A 22,198-nucleotide genomic window follows, 5' to 3' on the forward strand; every position below is an offset into this window, starting at 1 on the left:
AGAGGGTTTTTGAGGAGATTAAGATGCGGGGATTGAGAAATCAAAAGCATAAATTGGGATATGGACGTGCGCTAGGGCAGCATATTCTTGGCGTTTTGCAGCGAGGGGCTCACAAGGGGCTTTCTCTCGTTTTAAGTTTTAGTTTAGCTTTTCAGCCTTTGTTCGTGCAAGCACAAGCAATTGGTGCACAAAGATCACCCGTTCAAGAAGCTCAAGGGATTAAAGCGGCCGATGGGGTTGGCTCACTTTTCCGCCCCACGGTGAGTGAAGCCAGCAATGGCGTACCGCTTGTTGATATAGCGCGCCCCAATGGGCAGGGTCTTTCTCATAATAAATATGACAGTTTTAATGTTGATGCTCATGGCGTGATTTTAAACAATTCAACTGAGGAGGTTTCGCGCTCACAGCTTGGGGGATTGGTGCTTGGCAATGGAAATTTACGGGGTACCGGTGCCGCAAAGGTTATTCTCAATGAAGTGATCAGTGCCAATCGTTCACGCCTTGAGGGTATGAGCGAAGTTCACGGGCATGCGGCAGATGTTATTATCGCCAATCCTAATGGAATTACCTGTAACGGTTGTGGCTTTATCAATACGCCACGGGTGACTTTGTCGACGGGGCAGCCGATCATTGGCGCTAATGGGGCTTTAAGCGGTTTGCGTGTTGAGGGTGGAGATATCACCATTGGCGCCAAAGGCGCTGATGGGCGCACATTGGATATTTTTGATCTGGTTTCGCGCAAGATTAGCGTTGCAGGTCCCATCCAGGTCAAAGGGGATTTAGCTGTTATCGCGGGGCGCAATCATTTTGATTATGACAAACGCGAAGCAACGTCTCTTGGTTCAGATGGCAAAGAGCCGGAATTGGCTATTGATTCCAGTGAGTTTGGTGGCATGTATGCGGGTCAGATCCGCGTGCTTGCCAACGATAAAGGTGCTGGCGTTAAAATGCGGGGAGACATGGTTGCCAATGCAAGCGCCATGAGACTAACCAGTGATGGCAAGCTGGTGATCACCAAAGCCCGTGCTAAAGGTGCAGTGAAAGCTCACTCTCATCACGACAGTGTGCATGTGAAAGATCTGCTTTTTTCAGAAGAGGCTGTTGGGCTTAAGGCTTTGAAGCATGTTGAATTAGCAGAACGTACACGGGTTGCTGCGAGTGGTGCTGTTGATGTGCGCGCCGATGTGATCAAGCTTGGATCTGATGCTCTGTTGGCGAATGGCATTGGCAATGATGGCCAACAGTCAGCGACGGGTTCTTTGCACTTACAAGCAACAAAAATTGAGGCCGGGAGTGGGCGAATTGCGGCTGGAGCGCTTTTACAGATCAATGCCACGACCATTGATCTGGATCGCTTGCAAGACAACAATCAGACAGGGGTGTCTTCTCTTGGCGATTTGACCATTAAAACCAATCAAGTGAGCGCTTTAAACAATCATATTGGAGCCAAGGGGAATGTTGTTTTAAAAGCCGATGATGCGCTCACCATAGGGGCTGGTCATTATAGTGCAGGCGGCTCTCTTTTGGTGGAAGCGGCAGATCTTACATCACGTGCGCGCTTAGTGGCAGAGCAAAAAGTTGATCTTTCTGCACAAGGCGGTGATTTGGTCCAAGAAGGCACTGTGTTGTCCAATGGGGAGATAACGCTGGATGCTCTTGGAGCCCTCACTCACAAGGGTGATATTGTCAGTGTGCAGAAGGTTGCTTTGACAGCTGGGGGCATGCTCACAACCAGCACGAACAGTACGCTTTTGGGTCATGACGTAGATTTGAGCACGACAGCTTTAACGCAGGCGGGAACTGTGGAAGCGCAAGGTGGTGCGCTCACCTTTCAGGTGCGTGATGGGGTCATCAATCTTGGCACAATGCGCGGTGAGAGTGTCGATGCCCGTGCTGGTGCTTTGAAAAATCAAGGGATGTTGATTGCCAGCAATGATTTACACTTGGTGATCAGCCCACAAGGGGGCGCGGATAGCCAACAAGCCTTTCTTGAAAATGTATCTGGTGCGGTCATTCAAAGTGGGGGTAGTTTTGTTTTGTCCGCAGGGCAAGTGCACAATGTTGGAGCGCTTGGCTCTAGTGGTGATGCGGTTGTCCTCAATGTGGTAGGAGATCTGAGCAATCGTGGGCTGATTTACGCCAAAAAATCGATGGACGTATCCAGTGATGGTAATTTAACCAACACACAGGGCAGAATTATTGCTGAAGAGGCTCTCAGTATTGGGGGGCTGAAGGAAGCACGTGCTGGTCATGTCAACAATGAGGCAGGTCTTCTCAGTGCTTTTGCCGGTGAGATGAAGCTTATAGCGACATCTTTTGTCAATAAAGGCGCTGAAACGACCAATTCAGACCAACAAAACGCTACACATGATGAGGGTGCACATGTTTTGGCACGGGATGGTTTGCACATTGATGTGGGCAGTTTTGAGAATATTGATGGTCTCATTTCTACACAAGGAGCTGTTCGTGTTGTTGCAGACAGTGTGATCCAAGCAGGACGCATGGAAGTTGAGCGTGGTGATCTTCAACTAACGAGCCACGGTGATTTAAGCAATAGCGGTACGATAGCAAGCAATGGCAAAATAGCTTTGCATGCGCAAAAAGATCTCCAGCAAACAGGGCGCATTGTTTCCAAAAAGCGGATAGAGCTTTCCTGCGATGGAACATTAACAATGGGCGAGACAAGTGAAGTGGGGGCCTATGATGTGCTGTTGAATGCAGGCACCCTTACGAATGCGGGACGTGTGGAAGCACAAGGTGGGGAGCTTCGTCTCAACAGCTATGGTCTTTTAAGCAATTTCGGTACCATGGTGGGGGGTATTGTTGATGCCAAGCTTGGTTCTTTAACAAATTTCGGAAAACTTTTAGCCAATGGAGCTTTGAGGGTTGTCGCAGAAAACCATGATTCATCTCTGGGGCAAGCTGCTCTTGTTTTAAATGCTGAAGGCGGGGTTCTCAAAAGTGGTGGCGCTTTTGTTTTGACGACAGATGCGTTGAACAATGCCGGCAGCCTTGGTTCCAGTGGTGATGCGGTTGCCCTCAATGTGAGCGGAGATCTGAGCAATAGCGGGCTGATTTATGCCAAGAAATCCGCAACGCTCTCCTTGGATGGAAATTTCGTCAATAAGTTTGGCGATGTCATTGCCGAAGACAATCTCATCATCCGTGGTTTAAATGGAGAGCGGGCTGGTCATGTGATCAATAGCTCAGGTCTTTTAGAAGCTGTCTCAGGCGATATGACCTTCGATGTTTCAGCTCTCACCAACATGCGTGAAGGTGGGGTGGAGGTGACCGATAAAGTGATCTCTCACAGGTTCGTTGCGGGACAATGGAAAGGCACCAATGTTAAACACCAACAGATAAAGGAAGATGTTGACACAACGATCATCCATCAGCAGGCACATTTTACCAATAGTGCTGCACAGATTTTAGCAGGGCGTCATCTCACGGTTCATGCTGGTGATATCCGCAATAGCTATAGCTTGATTTCTGCCAATGGCAACATTGAGATGCGAGGCGATACACTGCTCAATGAAGGGCGTGATTTAATCGAAACAACCAAGATTGTAATTGAAACACATCGCAGGAAGAAACATTGTACTATTGCGAATGGAGGCTGTTCTTGGGGAGGCATAACGTATTATGGGAGCAAGACTGATCGCAAAACAACCACGCGCACCTATGATGCGGTTTATGGCACGATTGAAGCGGGTGGTACGCTTGATGCCAAGATAACAGGCACTATTGACAATCATGCGGTGCGTGAGGGGGTTGAGCAAGTTGGCTTAAGCTCTGGTGATAAAGGCTTGGCTGGTGTTAAAAACACCGATTTTGATGGTTCTAAACCACTAATCAGTGATGATCGATTAGACGGGATTATCAATGGGTTGGCGGGGCACAAAGCGCTTTTTACATCTCAGTCTCAAACAGAGGCACCAGAATCCATACAAGTGCCAAAGCAAGATGGGCTTGGCAACGTCCAAACAGAGTTGGCTGGCACCCAAACACCAGATGTACCATTTTTAGTTGAAACACGTCCAGATTTTATCAACCCCAGCAAATTTTTGGGCTCTGACTATTTCCTCAAAAGGGTTGGCAATTATAAGCCTGAGCATCCGTTTAAAAGGTTGGGTGATGCCTATTATGAATATCGTTTGGTGGGTGAGCAAATTTTTGAACTCACAGGGGATCGTAGCCTCATAGATGTGGATGATCCCAATGCTCAAATGCAAAAGCTTTATGACAATGCACTCGCACAGCAAGATCCCTTAGGGTTAGAGCTAGGAAGACCATTAACACAAAAGCAAATTGCCGGGATCAAAAAGGATATGATCTGGCTTGAGAAGCATGTTGTAAACGGGCAAGAGGTCTTGGTACCTCACGTTTATTTGGCGCCAAACACTTCATTTACGCAAGATATTTATGGGGCAAAAACGCAGCAAGCAAGTCTCGCCAGTGCACACTTAAAAGGCAATGGCGTGACTTTAGATGCGGATCGTTTTAGCAATAGCGGTACCATCTTAAGTGAGAATGCATTGCATGTTTTGACTAGGCAAACTTTGTTTAATGATGGTGGTTTTTTGCTTGGCGGCGGTTCTGTCGATCTCAACAGTGGTGATCTTTTAGCCAATTCGTCAGGGGTTATCTTGGGGAATATCATCACCCTCAATGCGAAGACCATCATTGATGGGACTGCAAAAATTCGTGACACGAATGAATATGGTTTTGTTGATCGGATCGCACAGCAGGCTCAAATTATTTCTATAGAGGATTTGAATATTCATTCTCTTGGCGATTTAAGCATGAGTGGTGGGCAATGGAGCAGTGGTGGACCGATGACGGTCATTGTTGATGGTTCTGCTACATTTAGCTCATTGGTGCTAGAGAGTGACAATAAGCAGACATTGGAAAAAGGACATTATGACGCTCAAAGTAGTCTTCATCATTTAGCAGAAGTCAACAGTGATGAAGATCTGACCATTGTTACAGGGGGTGATCTTAACCTGGGGGGAAAATTTAAAGCCAAGGGCAATGGAAATTTCACCAGTGGTGGGGCTCTCAACGTGGTTTCAGAGCAAAATTTTAGCAGTTTTGATTTGGATCTGAGGGGCAAAGAAGGCGACAAATCCAAGCAAAAGAATAAGTTTCGTCAACAATCAACGGAAGTTATCACAAACAAAACCACGATAGAAACAGAGGGCAACCTCTCTGTGCATGCGAAAGAAGGGGATCTCACATTTAATGCCGCAGGCTTGAAAAGTGTTGGTAAGACGCATCTAGCGGCAGATAAGGGGAAGATCAAGTTTCTGACCAACAAGGATCAAGATTTTAAGGACACGTATCAGCGGAATGAAAACCTTGTGTGGTGGAGTGAGAGGGATAAAGGCTATCTGAATGAGACTATCGAGCATGTGACCATCGAAGCTGGTGGGGGCATAAAGCTTGATGCGGGTGATGGCTTTGTTGTTGAGTATCAGGCAACCGGTGATTTTGACAAATCCCTTGAGCAATTGGCACGCTCTCCAGGACTTTCATGGATCAAGCAATTGCGTGATGATCCAGAATTAGCTAAGCAAGTTGATTGGCAGGCTGTTAAAGCTGAATTTAAAGACTGGGATTATAAAGCCCAAGGTCTGACAGAAGCTGGTGCTGCTTTGGTTGCATTGGCTGTCACGGCGGTTACGGGTGGGGCAGCGTCCACAGCGGCGAGTGCTATTACTGGTGCTTTGGGGCTTGGCTCTAGCACGGCCATGAATGCAGCAATACAGGCAGGTGTCCAAGCATTGATTAACAAAAGTGCTGTGGCTCTTGCGAATAATCGCGGCAACATTGCCGGTGCACTCCATGAGCTTGGCTCATCGAAGAATATTCTGGGTATTGTCTCTGCGATGTTAACAGCAGGCTTAACCAGCCAAATAACTGAGATGGCTGGTGTTGGACAATCTTTACCCAAAACGGCACCTTTGGTTGATCGCATCACCCGTGAGGCGGAAAAGAACTTGATCAAAGCAGCCATTGGCACGGGTGTACAAACGGCTCTTGAGGGTGGCTCTCTTGACAAGAACTTTTTTAACAATCTGCGCATCGCCTTGTCTGATACGGTTGGCAAATCGTTAGCGGAAGAAATCGGCACAGCTAAGGCAGAGGGCAAAATAGACACGGTCACACAGATCGTTGCTCACGCCGGTCTTGGCTGTTTAAAAGGCGCTGTTGCAAGCGGTGCTTGCTCTGCTGGGGCGATTGGCGGTGCTGTAGGTGAAGCCACCGCTATGCTCCAGTTTAAACTGTGGATGCAAAGCATTGTGAAAGAGGAAATGGGGGATCTTAATGGTCGCACCCCAACCGCAGAAGAGCAAGCCCGCATCACTGCAAAGATTGATGCGCAGTTTGCTGACTTTAGAAACCACACCATTGATGTAGCGCGTGCTGCCGGCGGCTTTGCCGCTGCCCTTGCTGGTGGCAATGTTGATGCCGGCGCTGATGCTGCAGGCAATGCCGCAGAAAATAACTACCTCAGCAGTGCACAACATGCTCAGATGGAAAAAGAATTAAAGGAGTGTCCAGACATTTTATGTGAAGCAAAAGTGTCTGCGAAGTGGAATGCGATTAGTGCAGGACAAGGTGTAAGTTTTACGGCTGGTATGGTTGCTGGTGTACCGGCTGAAATATACGATACGGTTGATGGTTTTTTGCAAATAGCCAAACATCCCGACGAGACTTTAAAAGCGCTCAAAGATTTTGTCACCAGTGGTGAGATTTTGTCGACGATTGGGAAAACCTTGGGGCAATCCTATGTAGACCGTATTAATAAAATGGAGGAGGAATATGAGCGAGCCGGTGCCGGTGGATCCTTTAAAGCGGGTGTTGAACTTGGAAAATTATTGACGGATATAGCATCCCTAATAACGGGAGTTGCTGGAGCAGCCAAGAGTGGTATAAAGCTTACCGAAAAGGCTGTGATCAAGTTCATTGCTAGGAAAGATTTTGCCCAATTCGCTTCCAAGAAAAATCTTGCAGAGCTTGCAGCTCAAGGAGATTCTGCCAAACTTGCTGCGAGGAAAGAACTGACCAAACTCGCTGCTAAAGAAAAAAAGAATTGGTTAAAAAAGAAACCCATTAAATTTACCGATAGTAAATTTGGTCAGACAAACAAAGTCTATCAGAGAGACGATTTGTTTGATCCTGACAAAATGGTTAAATGGAGAGTAAACAAAAAAGACGTGTGGGGTACCAATGTTGAAAGAATGAGAGCAAGAAGAGCACCTATAGGATTTGATGGTAGGCCTGTTGAATTACATCATCTATCGCAAACGCCTGAAGGGCCCATAGCAGAAATGAGCTATGAATTTCATAAAAAATATACTTCTGTGATTCATAATAATCCTCAAAAACATCAATCGCTTATAGAGAGAAAAAAGTTTGAGAAGCAGAGAGAGGAATATTGGAAGGAACGCGCTAAAGGGTATAGAGAACAAAAAAACAGTAATTTAGGAGGAATAATTGATATGAGATGGGGTATCATAGGTATAGATTTTGATAGATGGGGCCAGGAGCATCGACAGTAAATGCTCTACGGTTAATTGAAAAGAGAAAAAAGAAACTGACAGAATAATTTATGGAGAAGAATTGATGAAAATTTATACCTTAGATGATGTTGCAGTATTAATTGATAAAGTGAATAAATATGATGATGATATTATCACTTTTGGTAGTGAAGATGATGAAGAGAACGAAACGGATGATCTACAGATTGAAAAGGCCGAGAAAACTCTCGGCTTACAATTCACATCCTCTTACAAAGTTTTTTTAAAGAAATATGGAGGAGGGGAAATTGGTGGTGATGAAGTCTTTAGCATTTATGGAGATTATGGGGAAGGTATTCCTGCTGGTGATATTGTTTACCGAAACTTACTCGATAGAAAAGATGGATTTGCGACACCAGAACAGCTTGTTGTTAGCAGAACAGATTTTGGTGAAACCTTTTACTTTGATTATACGCAGTTTCAGGATGGCGAGTGTCCACTCTATGTCATGCTTCCATCTGAAGATTGCGAATATTACGCTAGTAATTTTTATGAATTCCTTTGCAAAAGAATTAAAGAAAGCGTGGGAGCTGAGATACCTGATGGTGATCAACCGATTGAAAAGATTGAGAACACTCCCAGTCCACAACCTCTCCCTTTTTACAAGAGTTTTTGGAAAAAACTATGGAGAAGATGACATTGGAGGTGTGGAAATTCTAGTTTTTTTGGAGAGCATCAGTGTTACGCAAGTAATTTTTATGTAAAAGAATTAAGGATTATGCTGGGGGGAATGATGATGCAAAGCCAAGGCAGAGGGCAAAATAGACACGGTCACACAGATCGTTGCTCACGCCGGTCTTGGTTGTTTAAAAGGCGCTGTTGCAAGTGGTGCTTGCTCTGCTGGGGCGATTGGCGGTGCTGTAGGTGAAGCCACCGCTATGCTCCAGTTTAAACTGTGGATGCAAAGCATTGTGAAAGAGGAAATGGGGGATCTTAATGGTCGCACCCCAACCGCAGAAGAGCAAGCCCGCATCACTGCAAAGATTGATGCGCAGTTTGCTGACTTTAGAAACCACACCATTGATGTAGCGCGTGTTGCCGGCGGCTTTGCTGCCGCCCTTGCTGGTGGCAATGTTGATGCCGGTGCTGATGCCGCTGGTAATGCCGCTGCAAATAACTTTTTGAGTAGCGCCCAACGCGCCCAGATGAAGAAAGAGTTAGAAGAGTGTTCTGACAAATGGTGTCGAAAAGATGTTGCCGAAAAATGGTTCGAGATTAGTGAAGAGCAAGATAGAATTTTTGAGATAGGTTTTGCGAAGGGTACGATTTTTGGTGTCGTCAAGGCAATAGAAAACGAAATATCTGAGACAGCTCATGACATTAAAGAATTAGGAGTAGCAATAGGAAACAGTTTACCCGGTGAGATCTATCAAAATGTTCTTCAAGGCATTGGAACAGCAACATCTTGGGCCACGAGTGGACATATGATTGATGATGTCTGGGAAGCTGCTGGTCAACGTTGGGAAGGTACTACTCAATTCTGGGGCGGTGTTAAAGATTCCTTTATAGGGCATATAGATCACATACATGAAACAATGGAGAAAGGGGGGATGGAGCATTCAGTGCTGGTTTTGAATCTGGCGAAATGCTAGGTAAACCATTAGGAGATGTGGCTTATATAGTGGGTTCTACAGTGCTTACTGACGGTGCTGTTTCAGCAGCCAAGGGAGGCGTAAAGCTTGCGGGCAAGCTTGTAGAAAAAGATCTCATCAAATTTGCTGCTAAAGCTGAAGAAGCGGCTATAACGGGAGCAACTAATTCTGAAGTAAATACTGCGCATGTGGGGAAAGAAATTGCTCAATCACTAGAAAAAATGAGCGATGAAGCTATTGCAACTCAATATTTGGGACAAGAGAGAAAATTCTGGTCAAAACCTATTGAGGTTGGGTTTGAAATAACTAACAAAGGAGAAAAAATTACTCAGATAAATAAAGTCTATAAAAGCGAAAAAGTGTTTGATCCTAATAGAATTTCTGAGTGGACAGTCAACAATAAAAAAGTGACAGGTACAAATATTGAGAGGATGAAAACAGGAAGAGCCCTCATTGGCTTTGATAATAAACCTGTTGAATTGCATCATATGCTGCAAATACATGATGGTCCCTTAGCAGAAGTTACAAATGCATTTCATAATAAACATCATTCTGCTATTCATATTAATCCTAACACAATGGGATCGGGTATTGATAGGGATGCATTTGCTTTGTGGAGACAGAAATATTGGAAGGAACGTGCTAAAGATTATGAAAAGAAAATATAGAAGCTAAAAAATGACAATTTATGGAGAAAAAATTATGAAAACTTATACTATAGATGATGTTGCACAATTAGTTGATAAATATAGCGATCGTATCAATTTTGGTACTGTTGATGAAGCAGTTAATGATGTACTGATTGAAAAAGCAGAAAAAACTCTTGGTTTGCAGTTTACAACTTCCTACAAAAGTTTTTTAAAAAACTATGGAAGAGCAGAGATCTGTGGTGAGGAAATATTAAGTGTTTATAATACAAACTTTGAAATTGCTCGTAGTGATGATATTGTTTATTATCATATAACGGATATAGAAAATGGTTTAGCAACACCACAGCAGCTTGTTGTGAGTAGAACCGATTTTGGTGAGACATTTTACTTTGATTACTCTAAATTTCAAGATGCGGAGTGTCCACTCTATCTTAGATTTCCACCTAGCGATCCCCAGTATTACGCAGGTAACTTTTATGAATTTCTCTGTAAAAGGATTATAGCTAATTTGGAATGACGCTTTTTGTCGGGCGGTTTCTTTTTGAAATACACTGTTAAAGCCGTCATCTTTTTTTGTTTTTAAAAATGCAAGACCTGTTGATTACTTTTAGAGGAATCATCGATGAAAACCTATACCTTAGATGATGTTGCAGTATTAATTGATAAAGTGAATAAATACGATGATGATATTATCAATTTTGGCACTGCAGAGGATGCGCCTGATGATATATTGATTGAAAAGGCTGAGAGAACTCTTGGTTTACAATTCACATCTTCCTACAAAAGTTTTTTAAAAAATTATGGAGGAGGAGAAATTGGAAGCGAAGAAATATTTAGCATTTATAACGCAAGTTTTGAGGAGCATCCTGCTGGTGATATTGTAGACAAAAATTTATATCATAGGAAATATGGTTTTGTGACACTAGAACAGCTTGTCGTTAGCAGAACAGATTTTGGTGAAACCTTTTACTTTGATTATACTCAGTTTCAGGATGGAGAGTGTCCGCTCTATCTTAAATTCCCACCTAGAGATCCCCAGTATTACGCGAGTAATTTTTATGAATTTCTCTGTAAAAGAATTAAAGAGCACGCAGGTGAAGATTCATGAAAACTTATACTTTAGATGATGTTGCAGTATTAATTGATAAAGTGAATAAATATGATGACGATATTATCCATTTTCGTATTAAAGATAATGCAGTTGATGATCTTGTGATTGAAAAGGCGGAGAAAGCTCTTGGTTTACAATTCACATCGTCTTACAAGAGTTTTTTTAAACATTATAAAGGTGGGGATATTGGTGGTGATGAAATCTTTAGCCTTTATGAGCATCCTATAGGTGTTTCTGTTAATGATATTGTTTACCAAAACTTAAATGCTAGAAAACGCGGTTTTATGACAGCAGAACAGCTTTTCGTTAGCAGTACTGATTTTGATGAAACCTTTTACTTTGATTATACGCAGTTTAGGGATGGAGAATGCCCAATCTATGTTATGTTTCCATCTGAAGATTGCGAATATTACGCTAGCAATTTTTATGAATTCCTTTGCAAAAGAATTAAAGAAAGCGTGGGAGCTGAGATACCTGATGGTGATCAACCGATTGAAAAGATTGAGAACACTCCCACTCCGCAACCTATCCCTTTTTACAAGAGTTTTTGGAAAAAACTATGGAAGAGGTGAAGTTGATAGAGGGAATATGGAGCGTTTATCACGCAAGTTTTGAGGATCATCTATGAAAACCTATACCTTAGATGATGTTGCAGTATTAATTGATAAAGTGAATAAATATGATGATGAGATTATCAATTTGGGTACTGCAGAAAATGCAGTTGATGATCTACTGATTGAAAAGGCGGAGAAAGCTCTCGGTTTACAATTTACATCTTCTTATAAGAGTTTTTTAAAAAATTATAAAGGAGGAGAAATTGGAGGTTATGAAATCTGTAGCGTTTATAGGGATTGTGGAATAGGTATTGCTGCTGGTGATATTGTTTTCCGCAACTTAAATAATAGAAAAAGGGGTTTTGCGACATCAGAACAGCTTATCGTAAGTAGAACAGATTTTGGTGAGACTTTTTACTTTGATTATACGCAGTTTCGGGATGGTGAATGCCCACTTTATGTCATGCTTCCATCTGAAGATTGCGAATATTACGCCAGTAATTTTTATGAATTCCTTTGCAAAAGAATTAAAGAAAGCGTGGGAGCTGAGATACCTGATGGTGATCAACCGATTGAAAAGATTGAGAACACTCCCACTCCGCAACCTATCCCTTTTTACAAGAGCTTTTGGAAAAAACTATGGAGGAGATGACATTGGAGGTGTGGAAATTCTAGTTTTTTTGGAGAGCATCAGTGTTACGCAAGTAATTTTTATGTAAAAGAATTAAGGATTATGCTGGGGGGAATGATGATGCAAAGCCAAGGCAGAGGGCAAAATAGACACGGTCACACAGATCGTTGCTCACGCCGGTCTTGGCTGTTTAAAAGGCGCTGTTGCAAGCGGTGCTTGCTCTGCTGGGGCGATTGGCGGTGCTGTAGGTGAAGCCACCGCTATGCTCCAGTTTAAACTGTGGATGCAAAGCATTGTGAAAGAGGAAATGGGGGATCTTAATGGTCGCACCCCAACCGCAGAAGAGCAAGCCCGCATTACTGCAAAGATTGATGCGCAGTTTGCTGACTTTAGAAGCCACACCATTGATGTAGCGCGTGCTGCCGGCGGCTTTGCCGCTGCCCTTGCTGGTGGCAATGTTGATGCCGGCGCTGATGCTGCAGGCAATGCCGCTGCAAATAACTTTTTGAGTAGCGCCCAACGCGCCCAGATGAAGAAAGAGTTAGAAGAGTGTTCTGACAAATGGTGTCGAAAAGATGTTGCCGAAAAATGGCTTGAGATTGATGACCAACAAGATGTGTTTCTTACGGTAGGTACTATGTCTGGTTTTATTGCCGATATACCAATGAGTCTATACGAGTTCGCTGATGGCGCTGTGAAGAACATAATGTTAAAAATAATAATAGCTGCTAGCAATCCATGGGGGAGCGGTAAGACAACTCTTAACGATGTTGGAACTGCAATGTCTTGGGCGGAGAGTGGACATGTGATTGATGATGTCTGGGAAGGTGCTGATCAATTCTTGGGAGGTGTTCAGGATTCCTTTATAGGGCATATAGATCACATAAAAGAGAATTTTGAAAAAGCGGGAGTTGACGGAGCTTTTAATGCTGGTTTTGAAAGCGGAAGATTATCAGCCGGAGTATTAGAAAACTTTGCTGGAGGAGCTGGAGCAGCCAAGGGAGTTATAAATCTTGGCAACAAGGCTGTGATCAAGTTCATTGCTAGGAAAGATTTTACTCAATTCGCTTCCAAGAAAAATCTTGTAGAGCTTGCAGCTCAAGGAGATTCTGCCAAACTTGCAGTGAAGAAAGAACTGACCAACCTTGCTGCTCAAGAAAAAAAGAATTGGTTAAAAGAAAAACCCATTAAATTTACCGATAGTAAATTTGGTCAGACAAACAAAGTCTATCAGAGAAACGACCTGTTTGATCCTAACCAAATTGTTAAATGGAGAGAAAACAAAAAAGAAGTGTGGGGCACCAATGTTGAGAGAATGGAAGCAGGAAGAGCACCTATAGGATATGATGGTAAGCCCGTTGAGTTGCATCATCTCTCGCAAACGCCTGAGGGCCCCATAGCAGAAACTAGTAAGGAATTTCATCAAAAATATACTTCTGTGATTCATAATAATCCTCAAAAACATCAATCGCTTATAGAGAGAGAAAAGTTTAAAAAATAGAGAGAGGAATATTGGAAGGAACGCGCTAAAGGATATAGAGAACAACAAAACAATAGTTTAGGAGGAATAATCAATATGAAATGGGGTATCATAGGTCTAGATTTTAACAGATGGGAACAGGAGCATCAGCAGTAATGCTCTAAGATTGATGAAAAGAGAACAAACAGAGACTTATAAAATAATTGATGGAGAATAATTAATGAAAACTTATACCTTAGATGATGTTGAAGTATTAATTGATAAAGTGAATAAATACGATGATGAGATTATTAATTTGGGTAGTGAAGATGATGAAACAGATGATCTACGGATTGAAAAGGCGGAGAAAGCTCTCGGTTTACAATTCACCTCGTCTTATAAAGTTTTTTTAAAAAAATATGTAGGAGGGGAAATTGGTGGTGAAGAAGTCTATAGTCTTTATAAGGAGTGTGGAGCAGATATTCCGGGTGGTGATATTGTTTTTCAAAACTTAAATGATAGAAAACGTGGTTTTACGACACCAGAACAGCTTATCGTTTGTGATGCTGATTTTGGCGAAACCTTTTATTTTGATTATACACAGTTTCGGGATGGAGAATGTCCACTCTATCTCAAGTATACATCTGAAGATTGCGAATATTACGCCAGTAATTTTTATGAATTCCTTTGCAAAAGGATTATAGTACACGCGGGAGAAGAGATACTTGATGCTGATCAACCGATTGAAAAGATTGAGAACACTCCCAGTCCACAACCTATCCCTTTTTACAAGAGTTTTTGGAAAAAACTATGGAAGAGGTGAAGTTGATAGAGGGAATATGGAGCGTTTATCACGCAAGTTTTGAGGATCATCGATGAAAACCTATACCTTAGCTGATGTTGCAGTATTAATTGATAAAGTGAATAAGTATGATGATGATATTATCACTTTTGGTAGTGAAGATGATGAAGAGAACGAAACGGATGATCTACAGATTGAAAAGGCGGAGAAAACTCTCGGCTTACAATTCACATCCTCTTACAAAGTTTTTTTAAAAAAATATGGAGGAGGAGAAATTGGTGGTGAAGAAATTTTTAGCATTTATGGAGATGGTGGGGAAGGTATTCCTGCTGGTGATATTGTTTACCGAAACTTACTCAATAGAAAACATGGTTTTGCGACATCAGAACAGCTTATCGTTTGTGAGGCTGATTTTGATGAAACCTTTTACTTTGATTATACACAGTTTCGGGATGGTGAATGCCCACTCTATGTCAGGCTAGCATTGGGCGATTGCGAATATTACGCGAGTAATTTTTATGAATTCCTTTGCAAAAGAATTATAGTACATGCAGGAGAAGAGATACTTGATGGTGATCAACCGATTGAAAAGACTGAGAACTCTCCCACTCCGCAACCTATACCTTTTTACAAGAGCTTTTGGAAAAAACTATGGAGGAGATGACATTGGAGGTGTGGAAATTCTAGTTTTTTTGGAGAGCATCAGTGTTACGCAAGTAATTTTTATGTAAAAGAATTAAGGATTATGCTGGGGGGAATGATGATGCAAACCAAAGACGTAACAGAAATTTTAAAAGGACTTGGATGGGAACCTTATCGTGCTGAAGATGGTAGTATGTTTGCGCATTATCATCTTCCTGATCGCATTGTAGGCATTAGTTATGATGTTGTAGATTATGGAGAGGATGGGGAAAAATTCCGACTATCGGCTAATCTTACCACTGCTCCTTATTGCCATGCCTTAGAGTATTCTAGGGGAGTAGAATCAGAGGATAAATATGAAAATACACTGTTTTATGCGAAAGAAGACTTCGATATTACAGCTTCACATCTGTCAGAAAGCCATATTAAGGAAGCTTTAAACAGAGTACTTGCATGGGCGCAAGCACAGGATATTGAACAAAAATTGCGTGAGGAAGCTGCTGATCACTCTCTTGTTGCAAAGGCTTTGCTTGGTGATATAGAAGCTTTAAAAGATTACAAATCTACATCTCAATTACATATACCAGAATTTTCTGATTATCAAATAACGACGCGGTATGATCGCGTTCTTCTTTTTGCGCAAGCCTATAAAAACGGGGAATTGGATGATGTTTTGGCGCGTAAAAAACCTAGAAAAAAGCTGATAAGCATCACTGCGGCAAGCCGTATTTTCAAAACTCAAGGATGGTTCGCCATGGATCCTGGAAAAATGTGGTTGGCTTTGCCTGACCGCTTTGTTGTGCTTAATTTTGGCTTAGGATATCTTAAGGATAAGCACAATGTCCATATTGAGGCAGATACATCTACAGAAGCGATTTCTCTGGCTTGCAATTATATTCACTATGATAGAGAAGATAAACCCAGATCGTTTAGAACTATTTATAAGCCTTTTCAGACGATTGGAGGAGGCATTTATAGTGGCATTGATAATTGTATTGATGTTTGTGTAGAAATGGTTAATGAACAAGAGCTTATCAAAATTTCTGAGCGAGTAATACAATGGGCACGTGCCCAAGATTTACAAGCATCAATAGAAAGCAAAACACGTGTTCAAAAGTATAGCTACAATATAGATATAGTCTGGCATTTGGCTTGTTTAGCATTGACAGGTCAAATTGATGTTCTGAAATCTTATCAAAATTTTTTAGAAGCCGGTACGATTTCTGAGATTTTGGATGACAGTGAAGTAGAGAGATATATTAACCAGGCCGTTCAATTTGCTGAAGAATATCTGAAAATCCTTAATGAGAGAAAAGCCATAGATGATCGTCTTAGTTTGCAAGATTTGTCTTTTCTTAATACAGTTTCTGAAGACTTAAAAAGGATGGACTGGACAGTTTATCGTGATAAAAATTACAATTGCAATGCTTATTTTATAAAGAAAGATCGTATCATTAATATAGTATACGACCTTGATAAAAACGGAGAGACACCATTTGTTACCTTCAAGGTTTCTCTTTCAACACTTGGTTTTTCTACAGCTTATCGATCTATTTTCATCAATACTCCCCAATATACCGTTCTTAAAGAATCAGAAGAAGTTTATGCAGTTTCTAGTACTGAATTGGATGAAGGCAAGCTGAAACAGATCTGTGCGGATATTCTTGAATGGGCTGATCGACAAAATGTGAATCAAATCATCTATGATTATGCGGCTTTGCCAACAAATAGTGAATATGATCTTATAATACGCCATTTTATTGCGCTTATTCTTATTGGGGATGTTGAAAAGCTCAAATTTTATAAAGAGAATTTTAGAAAGGGAAACTCTTTAGGCTTTGTGGAAGGTATCACGAAATATACGATTGACAACGCTCTTACTCTTGCACGGGGTTGTCGAGCAGGTTTTCCGAAAAATGCACCGATTTTGAGCTTGGATCCGCAAATAGCATCTGTTGCTTCTAAAACAACTTCTGTTGAAGTGGATGAAGCGGATGACACTGATGATCGTCTCACCATGGAAAGTGCTCATGCACTTTTGAAAAGCTTAGGCTGGTCAACCGAGAAAATCAATGAGAATGACCATATGGCAAGCTATCAATTGGCTGATCGTGAAGTAGATATTCTTTACAACGATAAAATTGCCAAAGATTGTCCGCAATTTGATAGCGCCTTTTTGATTAGCACAGGCATTTTGGCTTCAGCTTGCAAATTCATTGATCCTACCCACACGGAAGATATCCCAGATATACAGCTTAATTTTGAAGCCAAGGGACTGGAAATCTTTGAACCAGAAGTCACTGCGGATCGTTTAACACAGGCGCTTGATGATGCGCTAGAATGGTCAGTAACGGCTATTGATCTTTCTGAAAGACTTCGCTCTGATTATGGTCTAGCTCCTTGGCAACAGGATGTAACGGATAAGAGAGATAATACAGATGATGCTTTGCTTCATCTTGGCGCTCTTGCTTTGTTGGGTGATGTTGAAACCTTGCATTCTTATCAGCAAAGTTTTGCAACAGGAGATCATCTAGGCTTCGACGAAAGTATCCAACAGCTTCATCTTGAACGGGCAATAGCTTTAGCCAAAGAGGTGGCAAAATCAAAGCAAGTGAGCTACGCCTTGATTGAACGGGTAGCAAAGGGTTTTGAAAATCACTCAGAGCTTTCTAGTGAAGAATGACCTCACTCTCTTGGAAGGAAAAAATCATTCAGTTTATGGGAAAAAAAGACAAGAAATAGTCCTTTAAAATCTTAAAAATGTATAGAAGATAGAGTGTTGTTCAAAGCTGCTATTGCTAGTTGTATGAAATCAACGTGGTAACGAGAGACATTTATAGGCAGATAAAGAACAGATAAGATTATGACTACCAAGGATCAAGATTTTAAGGACACGTATCAGCGGCATGAAAACCTTGTGTGGTGGAGTGAGAGGGATAAAGGCTATCTGAATGAGACTATCGAGCATGTGACCATCGAAGCTGGTGGTGGCATGAAGCTTGATGCGGGCAATGGCTTTGTTGTTGAATATGAGACAACGGGTGATTTTGACAAATCCCTTGAACAATTGGCACGCTCTCCAGGACTTTCATGGATCAAGCAATTGCGTGATGATCCAGAATTAGCCAAGCAAGTTGATTGGCAGGCTGTTAAAGCTGAATTTAAAGACTGGGATTATAAAGCCCAAGGTCTGACAGAAGCTGGTGCTGCTTTAGTCGCATTGGCTGTCACTGCTGTCACGGGTGGGGCAGCGTCCACAGCGGCGAATGCCATTACTGGTGCTTTGGGGCTTGGCTCTAGCACAGCCATGAATGCAGCAATACAGGCAGGTGTCCAAGCATTGATTAACAAAAATGCTGTGGCTCTTGCGAATAATCGCGGCAACATTGCCGGTGCACTCCATGAGCTTGGCTCATCGAAGAATATTCTGGGTATTGTCTCTGCGATGTTAACAGCAGGCTTAACCAGCCAACTAACCGAAATGGCTGGTGTTGGGCAATCCCTACCCAAAACGGCACCTTTGGTTGATCGTATCACCCGTGAGGCGGAAAAGAACTTGATCAAAGCCGCTATTGGTACAGGTGTACAAACGGCTCTACAGATGATCAGATCAAATTCGGGTAAATCATACTTTTTTTTGCGCATCCGAAATCACTTGGATTGAATGGTAAGTTGAAAACACCACCGTCATTGCATCTGCTAGGTTTTCGCAAGCTTCTTTGGCAAGGGCTTGTGCATCCGTGGTAGCAGGGAGAACAAGATCTGATGTTTCCATACCAACAATATCATCTTGGTTTTTACGACGCTTGCCTACTTTCGTATCCGAACACACAGCAAAAGAACGTAACGGGATTTGTGCATCGGCTGTCCATTCATGGATTGTTTGAGAGATAAGAGCAAGAGAGGGTACTAAAAACAAAACACGCTTGCCTTGACCTGCTATGGTTTCTGCTATCTTAAGACTGGTGAATGTTTTACCCGTACCACATGCCATAATAAGCTTGCCACGGTCTGCTTCTTGTAAACCTTCACAAACTCTTTCAAGCGCTTCTATCTGATGATCTAAAAGCTTTTTCTTTGATTTCTCTTTAAGGACGGCTTGTCCTTGTTCTTTATAAGCGCCCCAATCAATTTGACTGTTTTCTAAATCAAACAGATTAATCTGTTGAATACGAACTTCTTGACCATCACAAGTGTTGTTAGCATTATCACTCCAATTGCTTTCGGTGCTATCAACGAGAATACGACGCGTAAAAATCTTTTTCCCTGAGGCAGCGATAAAGCTATCAATATCTTCTTTTTTAATGATGTGAGAAGCATCATAGCATTTACATTGAATAGCCGCATATCCTCCTTGATCACGGATTGTAGCCACCAAATCAATCCCAATATCACGCCCATCTTCATCATGTTCCTTAGCCCATTCCAAATAAGTTTGAACCTTTTCGTATTCTTGCTTTTGCAACGGGTCTTCACTCAAATAAACCATGACAAGGTTTTCAAACAGCGTTCCCAATTCACGGGGTGATTTAGCTTGTTGACGATAATATTCCAACAGAGAGCGTAGCGTGACATGTTCATGATCAGACTTAAGAGATTGCAGCATATTATAACAGAGCTCCGTTTTGGTATGAGAGGGTTAATTCTTTTCAAAAGAATCAAAATGAAGCTTATTAAATCCATTTTGAACGAATTGAGAAAAAATGCAGAAAAATGCATAAAAACGGATAATTTTTTTCAAAAGGGGTTTTTAAAGGTTGTTTATCCACAGCCTATGATGCATGGTTAGATCAGCAAAGTAGTAAAATTTGCTATTCGTTTCACGGGTTAATCAAGATAAATGCACTATATGCTTTAAAATATCAGAATGAGTATTTTGATGCATTTTATAGATAGGTTTTGAAGGTTTCTAACACCCTCAAAATACCTTCAAAAATATATCATGTGTTGTATTTATATGTTGTATTTAATATAGGCTGTTTATTTAAAGAATTAACGCATTGAAATATAATAACTTTTATTTTTAATTGAAAAAATATACAAAGGGAGGTAAAAGAGATCCTCAAAATCTTCAAAAGTCATAGATAAGGCGTTCTTTGAAGGTTTACTCTATGAATAAGGGGACATGGTTTAACAAATTCATTCTTTATTATTGATGGGGATATTGAGGCTTACATATTGACTTTCCAAATAATTTTGGTTAAAGGTTTAGCAGTATAAGTATGGGGGGGAACAGGTCTTCACACAGTTATAATCAAGGCATTTTATCACTTGGTCTTTGGTGACAGAGATATGTGCTTTTATTAAAAGCGTTATAGGGTGGTGGCTGTTTTAATTTCTATTATCAACAAGGGTTGATGAAGCGATATAACGCTTCATGAATGGTAAAAGCGGGGCAATCTGTATTGTTATTCATCTTTTTGCGTAGGAAGAGTTTTTTAAGGTTTTTTCTTGCCTTAGTGTTGTTTGTCCTGTTGCGTGGCGTAAATGTTTATGCGCGCTCCTCAGCTATTTTTCATTCCCCAACCGATAATTTTTCTCGCAGATATTCAGAAAAGCAGCAATTAGAAAGAATTGAGAATTTACGGGCCTTAACGCCTAAAGGTATGACAAGGACTTCTGAGGGAAAACAAGGAGCACTTTTGGGGAGTGTGTACTGCTTCCCAATTCATGATATAGTTGTTGATGGGGTTTATCATATCAAGAAGAGCTCTATAGCCGCTGTAACAAATCCCTATGTTGGAAGATGTATCGGTCTTGTCGATATCCAGCTCTTAATCAAGAAGTTAACCAAAGTTTATTTGGATCAAGGCTATGTAACGGCGCGTTTTTACATTCCTGATCAAGATATCAAAAACAGCAAGACGCTCAAATTTGTTGTGGTTGAGGGCAAGCTTTCGGATATTTATTACAATGGCTTACCAGCTTCTTCTCATAATTATGTTGTTTGGAGTGCTTTTCCGGGTTTGGAAGGGCACATTCTGAATATGCGCGATATTGAACAGGGGCTTGATCAAATCAACAGGCTTTTTTCAGGGCACGCTCAAAGCGAACTTCTTCCAGGGCGTGAAGAAGGGAGCACCATTGTCAATATTAACAATCATCCCGATAAAACTTTCAAGGTTACTGTTTCTCATGACAATATGGGACAATCTTCCACGGGTTATGCGCGTTATAGTGCGGGCTTAAGGGTAGAAAATATTTTAGGGATGAATGATGCGTGGGGTTTTAACTATCAACGCAGTGAGCCCGATTATTGGGGTGGGAGCAAGCAAGAAGGACATAGCAATAACATTTCAGCGAGTGTGAGTATTCCATATGGTTATTGGACCTTTGGATTGAATGGCACTGTTTATAATTACCAAAGCATAATCCCTGGCAATTTTACCGATATTGAGACGACGGGGGATTCCAGTGAGTTGCACGCCAGTACAAGCAGGGTTCTTTACCGTGATAGTGTTTCCCTTACAACTTTGAATTTGGGTCTTTCTTATAAAAGAACCAACAATTACCTTCTTGGCAATAAGATTGAAGTGGGCAGCCGTCAATATAGCGTCGCCAATTTTGGCATTTCGCATTCGCGCCAGATGTTGGGTGGAACTTGGACCTTTGATGTGAGTTATTTGCAAGGGCTTCCTTTGTTTCATTCAGTAAAGAAACATGCGCCAGGAGCAGGGGATGCGGAGCCACAATTTGCCAAATTTACTGGTACGCTTAGCGTCATGACGCCTTTTAAGGTAGGGGGCTTGGACTTTATACTGAGCAATCTTTTGAGTGGTCAATATTCACCGCATAATTTATTGGGGGCTGAACAGATTTCGTTGGGGGGCGCTTCCAATGTTCGTGGCACGCGTGAGAGTTTGCTTTTTGGCAATAACGGTTTTTTTAGCCGGAATGATTTGTTGCTACGCACCATTCCGTGGAGCAATCACGCGACCTTCAAAAAGGTTTTTGGAGAACTTCGCCCTTATGTTGGTTTGGATTATGGGCGTGTGTTTTCGCAAGTTTTGTATGGGATTAAGAGTGACCAGCTTGCCGGTTGGACAGCTGGTGTCAAGCTTGCGGGAGGCATGGTCTCTCTTGATGCCAGTTATTCCAGTATTTTTTGGAGCACAGTTAAGCACAAAAAATCAGGAACATTTTTTATGACATTAACAATGGAACTTTAAGCATT

Annotated in this window: 10 protein-coding genes and 4 pseudogenes; 13 read left to right on the forward strand and 1 reads right to left on the reverse strand. The window is 41.7% G+C overall.

The genetic code is table 11. The features are described from left to right. Window positions 1-23: 23 nt before the first annotated feature. From BTR_RS01890 to BTR_RS13820, 12 genes and pseudogenes are all read left to right on the forward strand, one after another. On the forward strand, window positions 24-7,565 hold the full coding sequence (locus BTR_RS01890; protein WP_012230900.1) for a two-partner secretion domain-containing protein: 7,542 nt from the start codon (window positions 24-26) through the stop codon (window positions 7,563-7,565). 64 nt (window positions 7,566-7,629) lie between these two features. Continuing rightward, on the forward strand, window positions 7,630-8,220 hold the full coding sequence (locus tag BTR_RS01895) for an SMI1/KNR4 family protein (protein WP_012230902.1): 591 nt from the start codon (window positions 7,630-7,632) through the stop codon (window positions 8,218-8,220). 106 nt (window positions 8,221-8,326) lie between these two features. Beyond that, window positions 8,327-9,843 (forward strand): annotated as a pseudogene (locus BTR_RS13815) (HNH/ENDO VII family nuclease); the annotation flags it as partial. Window positions 9,844-9,877: 34 nt separating this feature from the next. Next, window positions 9,878-10,342 carry an SMI1/KNR4 family protein gene (locus BTR_RS01910; RefSeq protein WP_012230907.1) on the forward strand — a complete coding sequence of 155 codons (465 nt, stop codon included), beginning with the start codon at window positions 9,878-9,880 and terminating at the stop codon, window positions 10,340-10,342. Window positions 10,343-10,447: 105 nt separating this feature from the next. Beyond that, window positions 10,448-10,933 carry an SMI1/KNR4 family protein gene (locus tag BTR_RS01915; protein WP_012230909.1) on the forward strand — a complete coding sequence of 162 codons (486 nt, stop codon included), beginning with the start codon at window positions 10,448-10,450 and terminating at the stop codon, window positions 10,931-10,933. Next, window positions 10,930-11,508: an SMI1/KNR4 family protein gene (locus tag BTR_RS01920; RefSeq protein WP_012230911.1), complete on the forward strand. Its 579-nt coding sequence runs from the start codon at window positions 10,930-10,932 to the stop codon at window positions 11,506-11,508. Before BTR_RS01915 ends, BTR_RS01920 begins: the two co-directional genes overlap by 4 nt. A gap of 52 nt (window positions 11,509-11,560) precedes the next feature. After that, on the forward strand, window positions 11,561-12,142 hold the full coding sequence (locus BTR_RS01925) for an SMI1/KNR4 family protein (protein ID WP_012230913.1): 582 nt from the start codon (window positions 11,561-11,563) through the stop codon (window positions 12,140-12,142). Window positions 12,143-12,248: 106 nt separating this feature from the next. Beyond that, window positions 12,249-13,757: pseudogene (locus BTR_RS13340) on the forward strand (HNH/ENDO VII family nuclease); the annotation flags it as partial. Between the two features lie 64 nt (window positions 13,758-13,821). Further along, on the forward strand, window positions 13,822-14,403 hold the full coding sequence (locus BTR_RS01935; protein WP_012230917.1) for an SMI1/KNR4 family protein: 582 nt from the start codon (window positions 13,822-13,824) through the stop codon (window positions 14,401-14,403). A 52-nt stretch (window positions 14,404-14,455) separates the two neighbouring features. Then, window positions 14,456-15,046, forward strand: coding sequence for an SMI1/KNR4 family protein (locus tag BTR_RS01940; protein WP_012230919.1), 591 nt, complete (start codon window positions 14,456-14,458; stop codon window positions 15,044-15,046). 96 nt (window positions 15,047-15,142) lie between these two features. After that, window positions 15,143-17,707: a DUF6990 domain-containing protein gene (locus BTR_RS01945; protein ID WP_012230921.1), complete on the forward strand. Its 2,565-nt coding sequence runs from the start codon at window positions 15,143-15,145 to the stop codon at window positions 17,705-17,707. A 234-nt stretch (window positions 17,708-17,941) separates the two neighbouring features. Next, window positions 17,942-18,625, forward strand: a pseudogene (locus tag BTR_RS13820) (DUF637 domain-containing protein); the annotation flags it as partial. On the opposite strand, the pseudogene BTR_RS01955 reads toward BTR_RS13820, so the two are convergent. Continuing rightward, a pseudogene (locus BTR_RS01955) lies at window positions 18,622-19,630 on the reverse strand (restriction endonuclease); the annotation flags it as partial. The pseudogenes BTR_RS13820 and BTR_RS01955 sit on opposite strands and share 4 nt — an antisense overlap. A 775-nt stretch (window positions 19,631-20,405) precedes the next feature. Here BTR_RS01955 and BTR_RS01960 point away from each other — a divergent pair. Next, window positions 20,406-22,193 carry a ShlB/FhaC/HecB family hemolysin secretion/activation protein gene (locus BTR_RS01960; RefSeq protein ID WP_012230927.1) on the forward strand — a complete coding sequence of 596 codons (1,788 nt, stop codon included), beginning with the start codon at window positions 20,406-20,408 and terminating at the stop codon, window positions 22,191-22,193. Window positions 22,194-22,198 lie beyond the last annotated feature (5 nt).

The sequence above is a fragment of the Bartonella tribocorum CIP 105476 genome (genome assembly GCF_000196435.1).
GTDB classification, from domain to species: Bacteria; Pseudomonadota; Alphaproteobacteria; order Rhizobiales; family Rhizobiaceae; genus Bartonella; species Bartonella tribocorum.

Excerpts from the sequence above, each read along its gene's own strand:
- BTR_RS01960 (WP_012230927.1), top strand. The coding sequence starts at position 20,406 with ATGGTAAAAGCGGGGCAATCTGTATTGTTATTCATCTTTTTGCGTAGG.
- BTR_RS01890 (WP_012230900.1), top strand. The coding sequence starts at position 24 with ATGCGGGGATTGAGAAATCAAAAGCATAAATTGGGATATGGACGTGCG.
- BTR_RS01920 (WP_012230911.1), top strand. The coding sequence starts at position 10,930 with ATGAAAACTTATACTTTAGATGATGTTGCAGTATTAATTGATAAAGTG.
- BTR_RS01940 (WP_012230919.1), top strand. The coding sequence starts at position 14,456 with ATGAAAACCTATACCTTAGCTGATGTTGCAGTATTAATTGATAAAGTG.
- BTR_RS01895 (WP_012230902.1), top strand. The coding sequence starts at position 7,630 with ATGAAAATTTATACCTTAGATGATGTTGCAGTATTAATTGATAAAGTG.
- BTR_RS01910 (WP_012230907.1), top strand. The coding sequence starts at position 9,878 with ATGAAAACTTATACTATAGATGATGTTGCACAATTAGTTGATAAATAT.
- BTR_RS01945 (WP_012230921.1), top strand. The coding sequence starts at position 15,143 with ATGATGCAAACCAAAGACGTAACAGAAATTTTAAAAGGACTTGGATGG.
- BTR_RS01935 (WP_012230917.1), top strand. The coding sequence starts at position 13,822 with ATGAAAACTTATACCTTAGATGATGTTGAAGTATTAATTGATAAAGTG.
- BTR_RS01915 (WP_012230909.1), top strand. The coding sequence starts at position 10,448 with ATGAAAACCTATACCTTAGATGATGTTGCAGTATTAATTGATAAAGTG.
- BTR_RS01925 (WP_012230913.1), top strand. The coding sequence starts at position 11,561 with ATGAAAACCTATACCTTAGATGATGTTGCAGTATTAATTGATAAAGTG.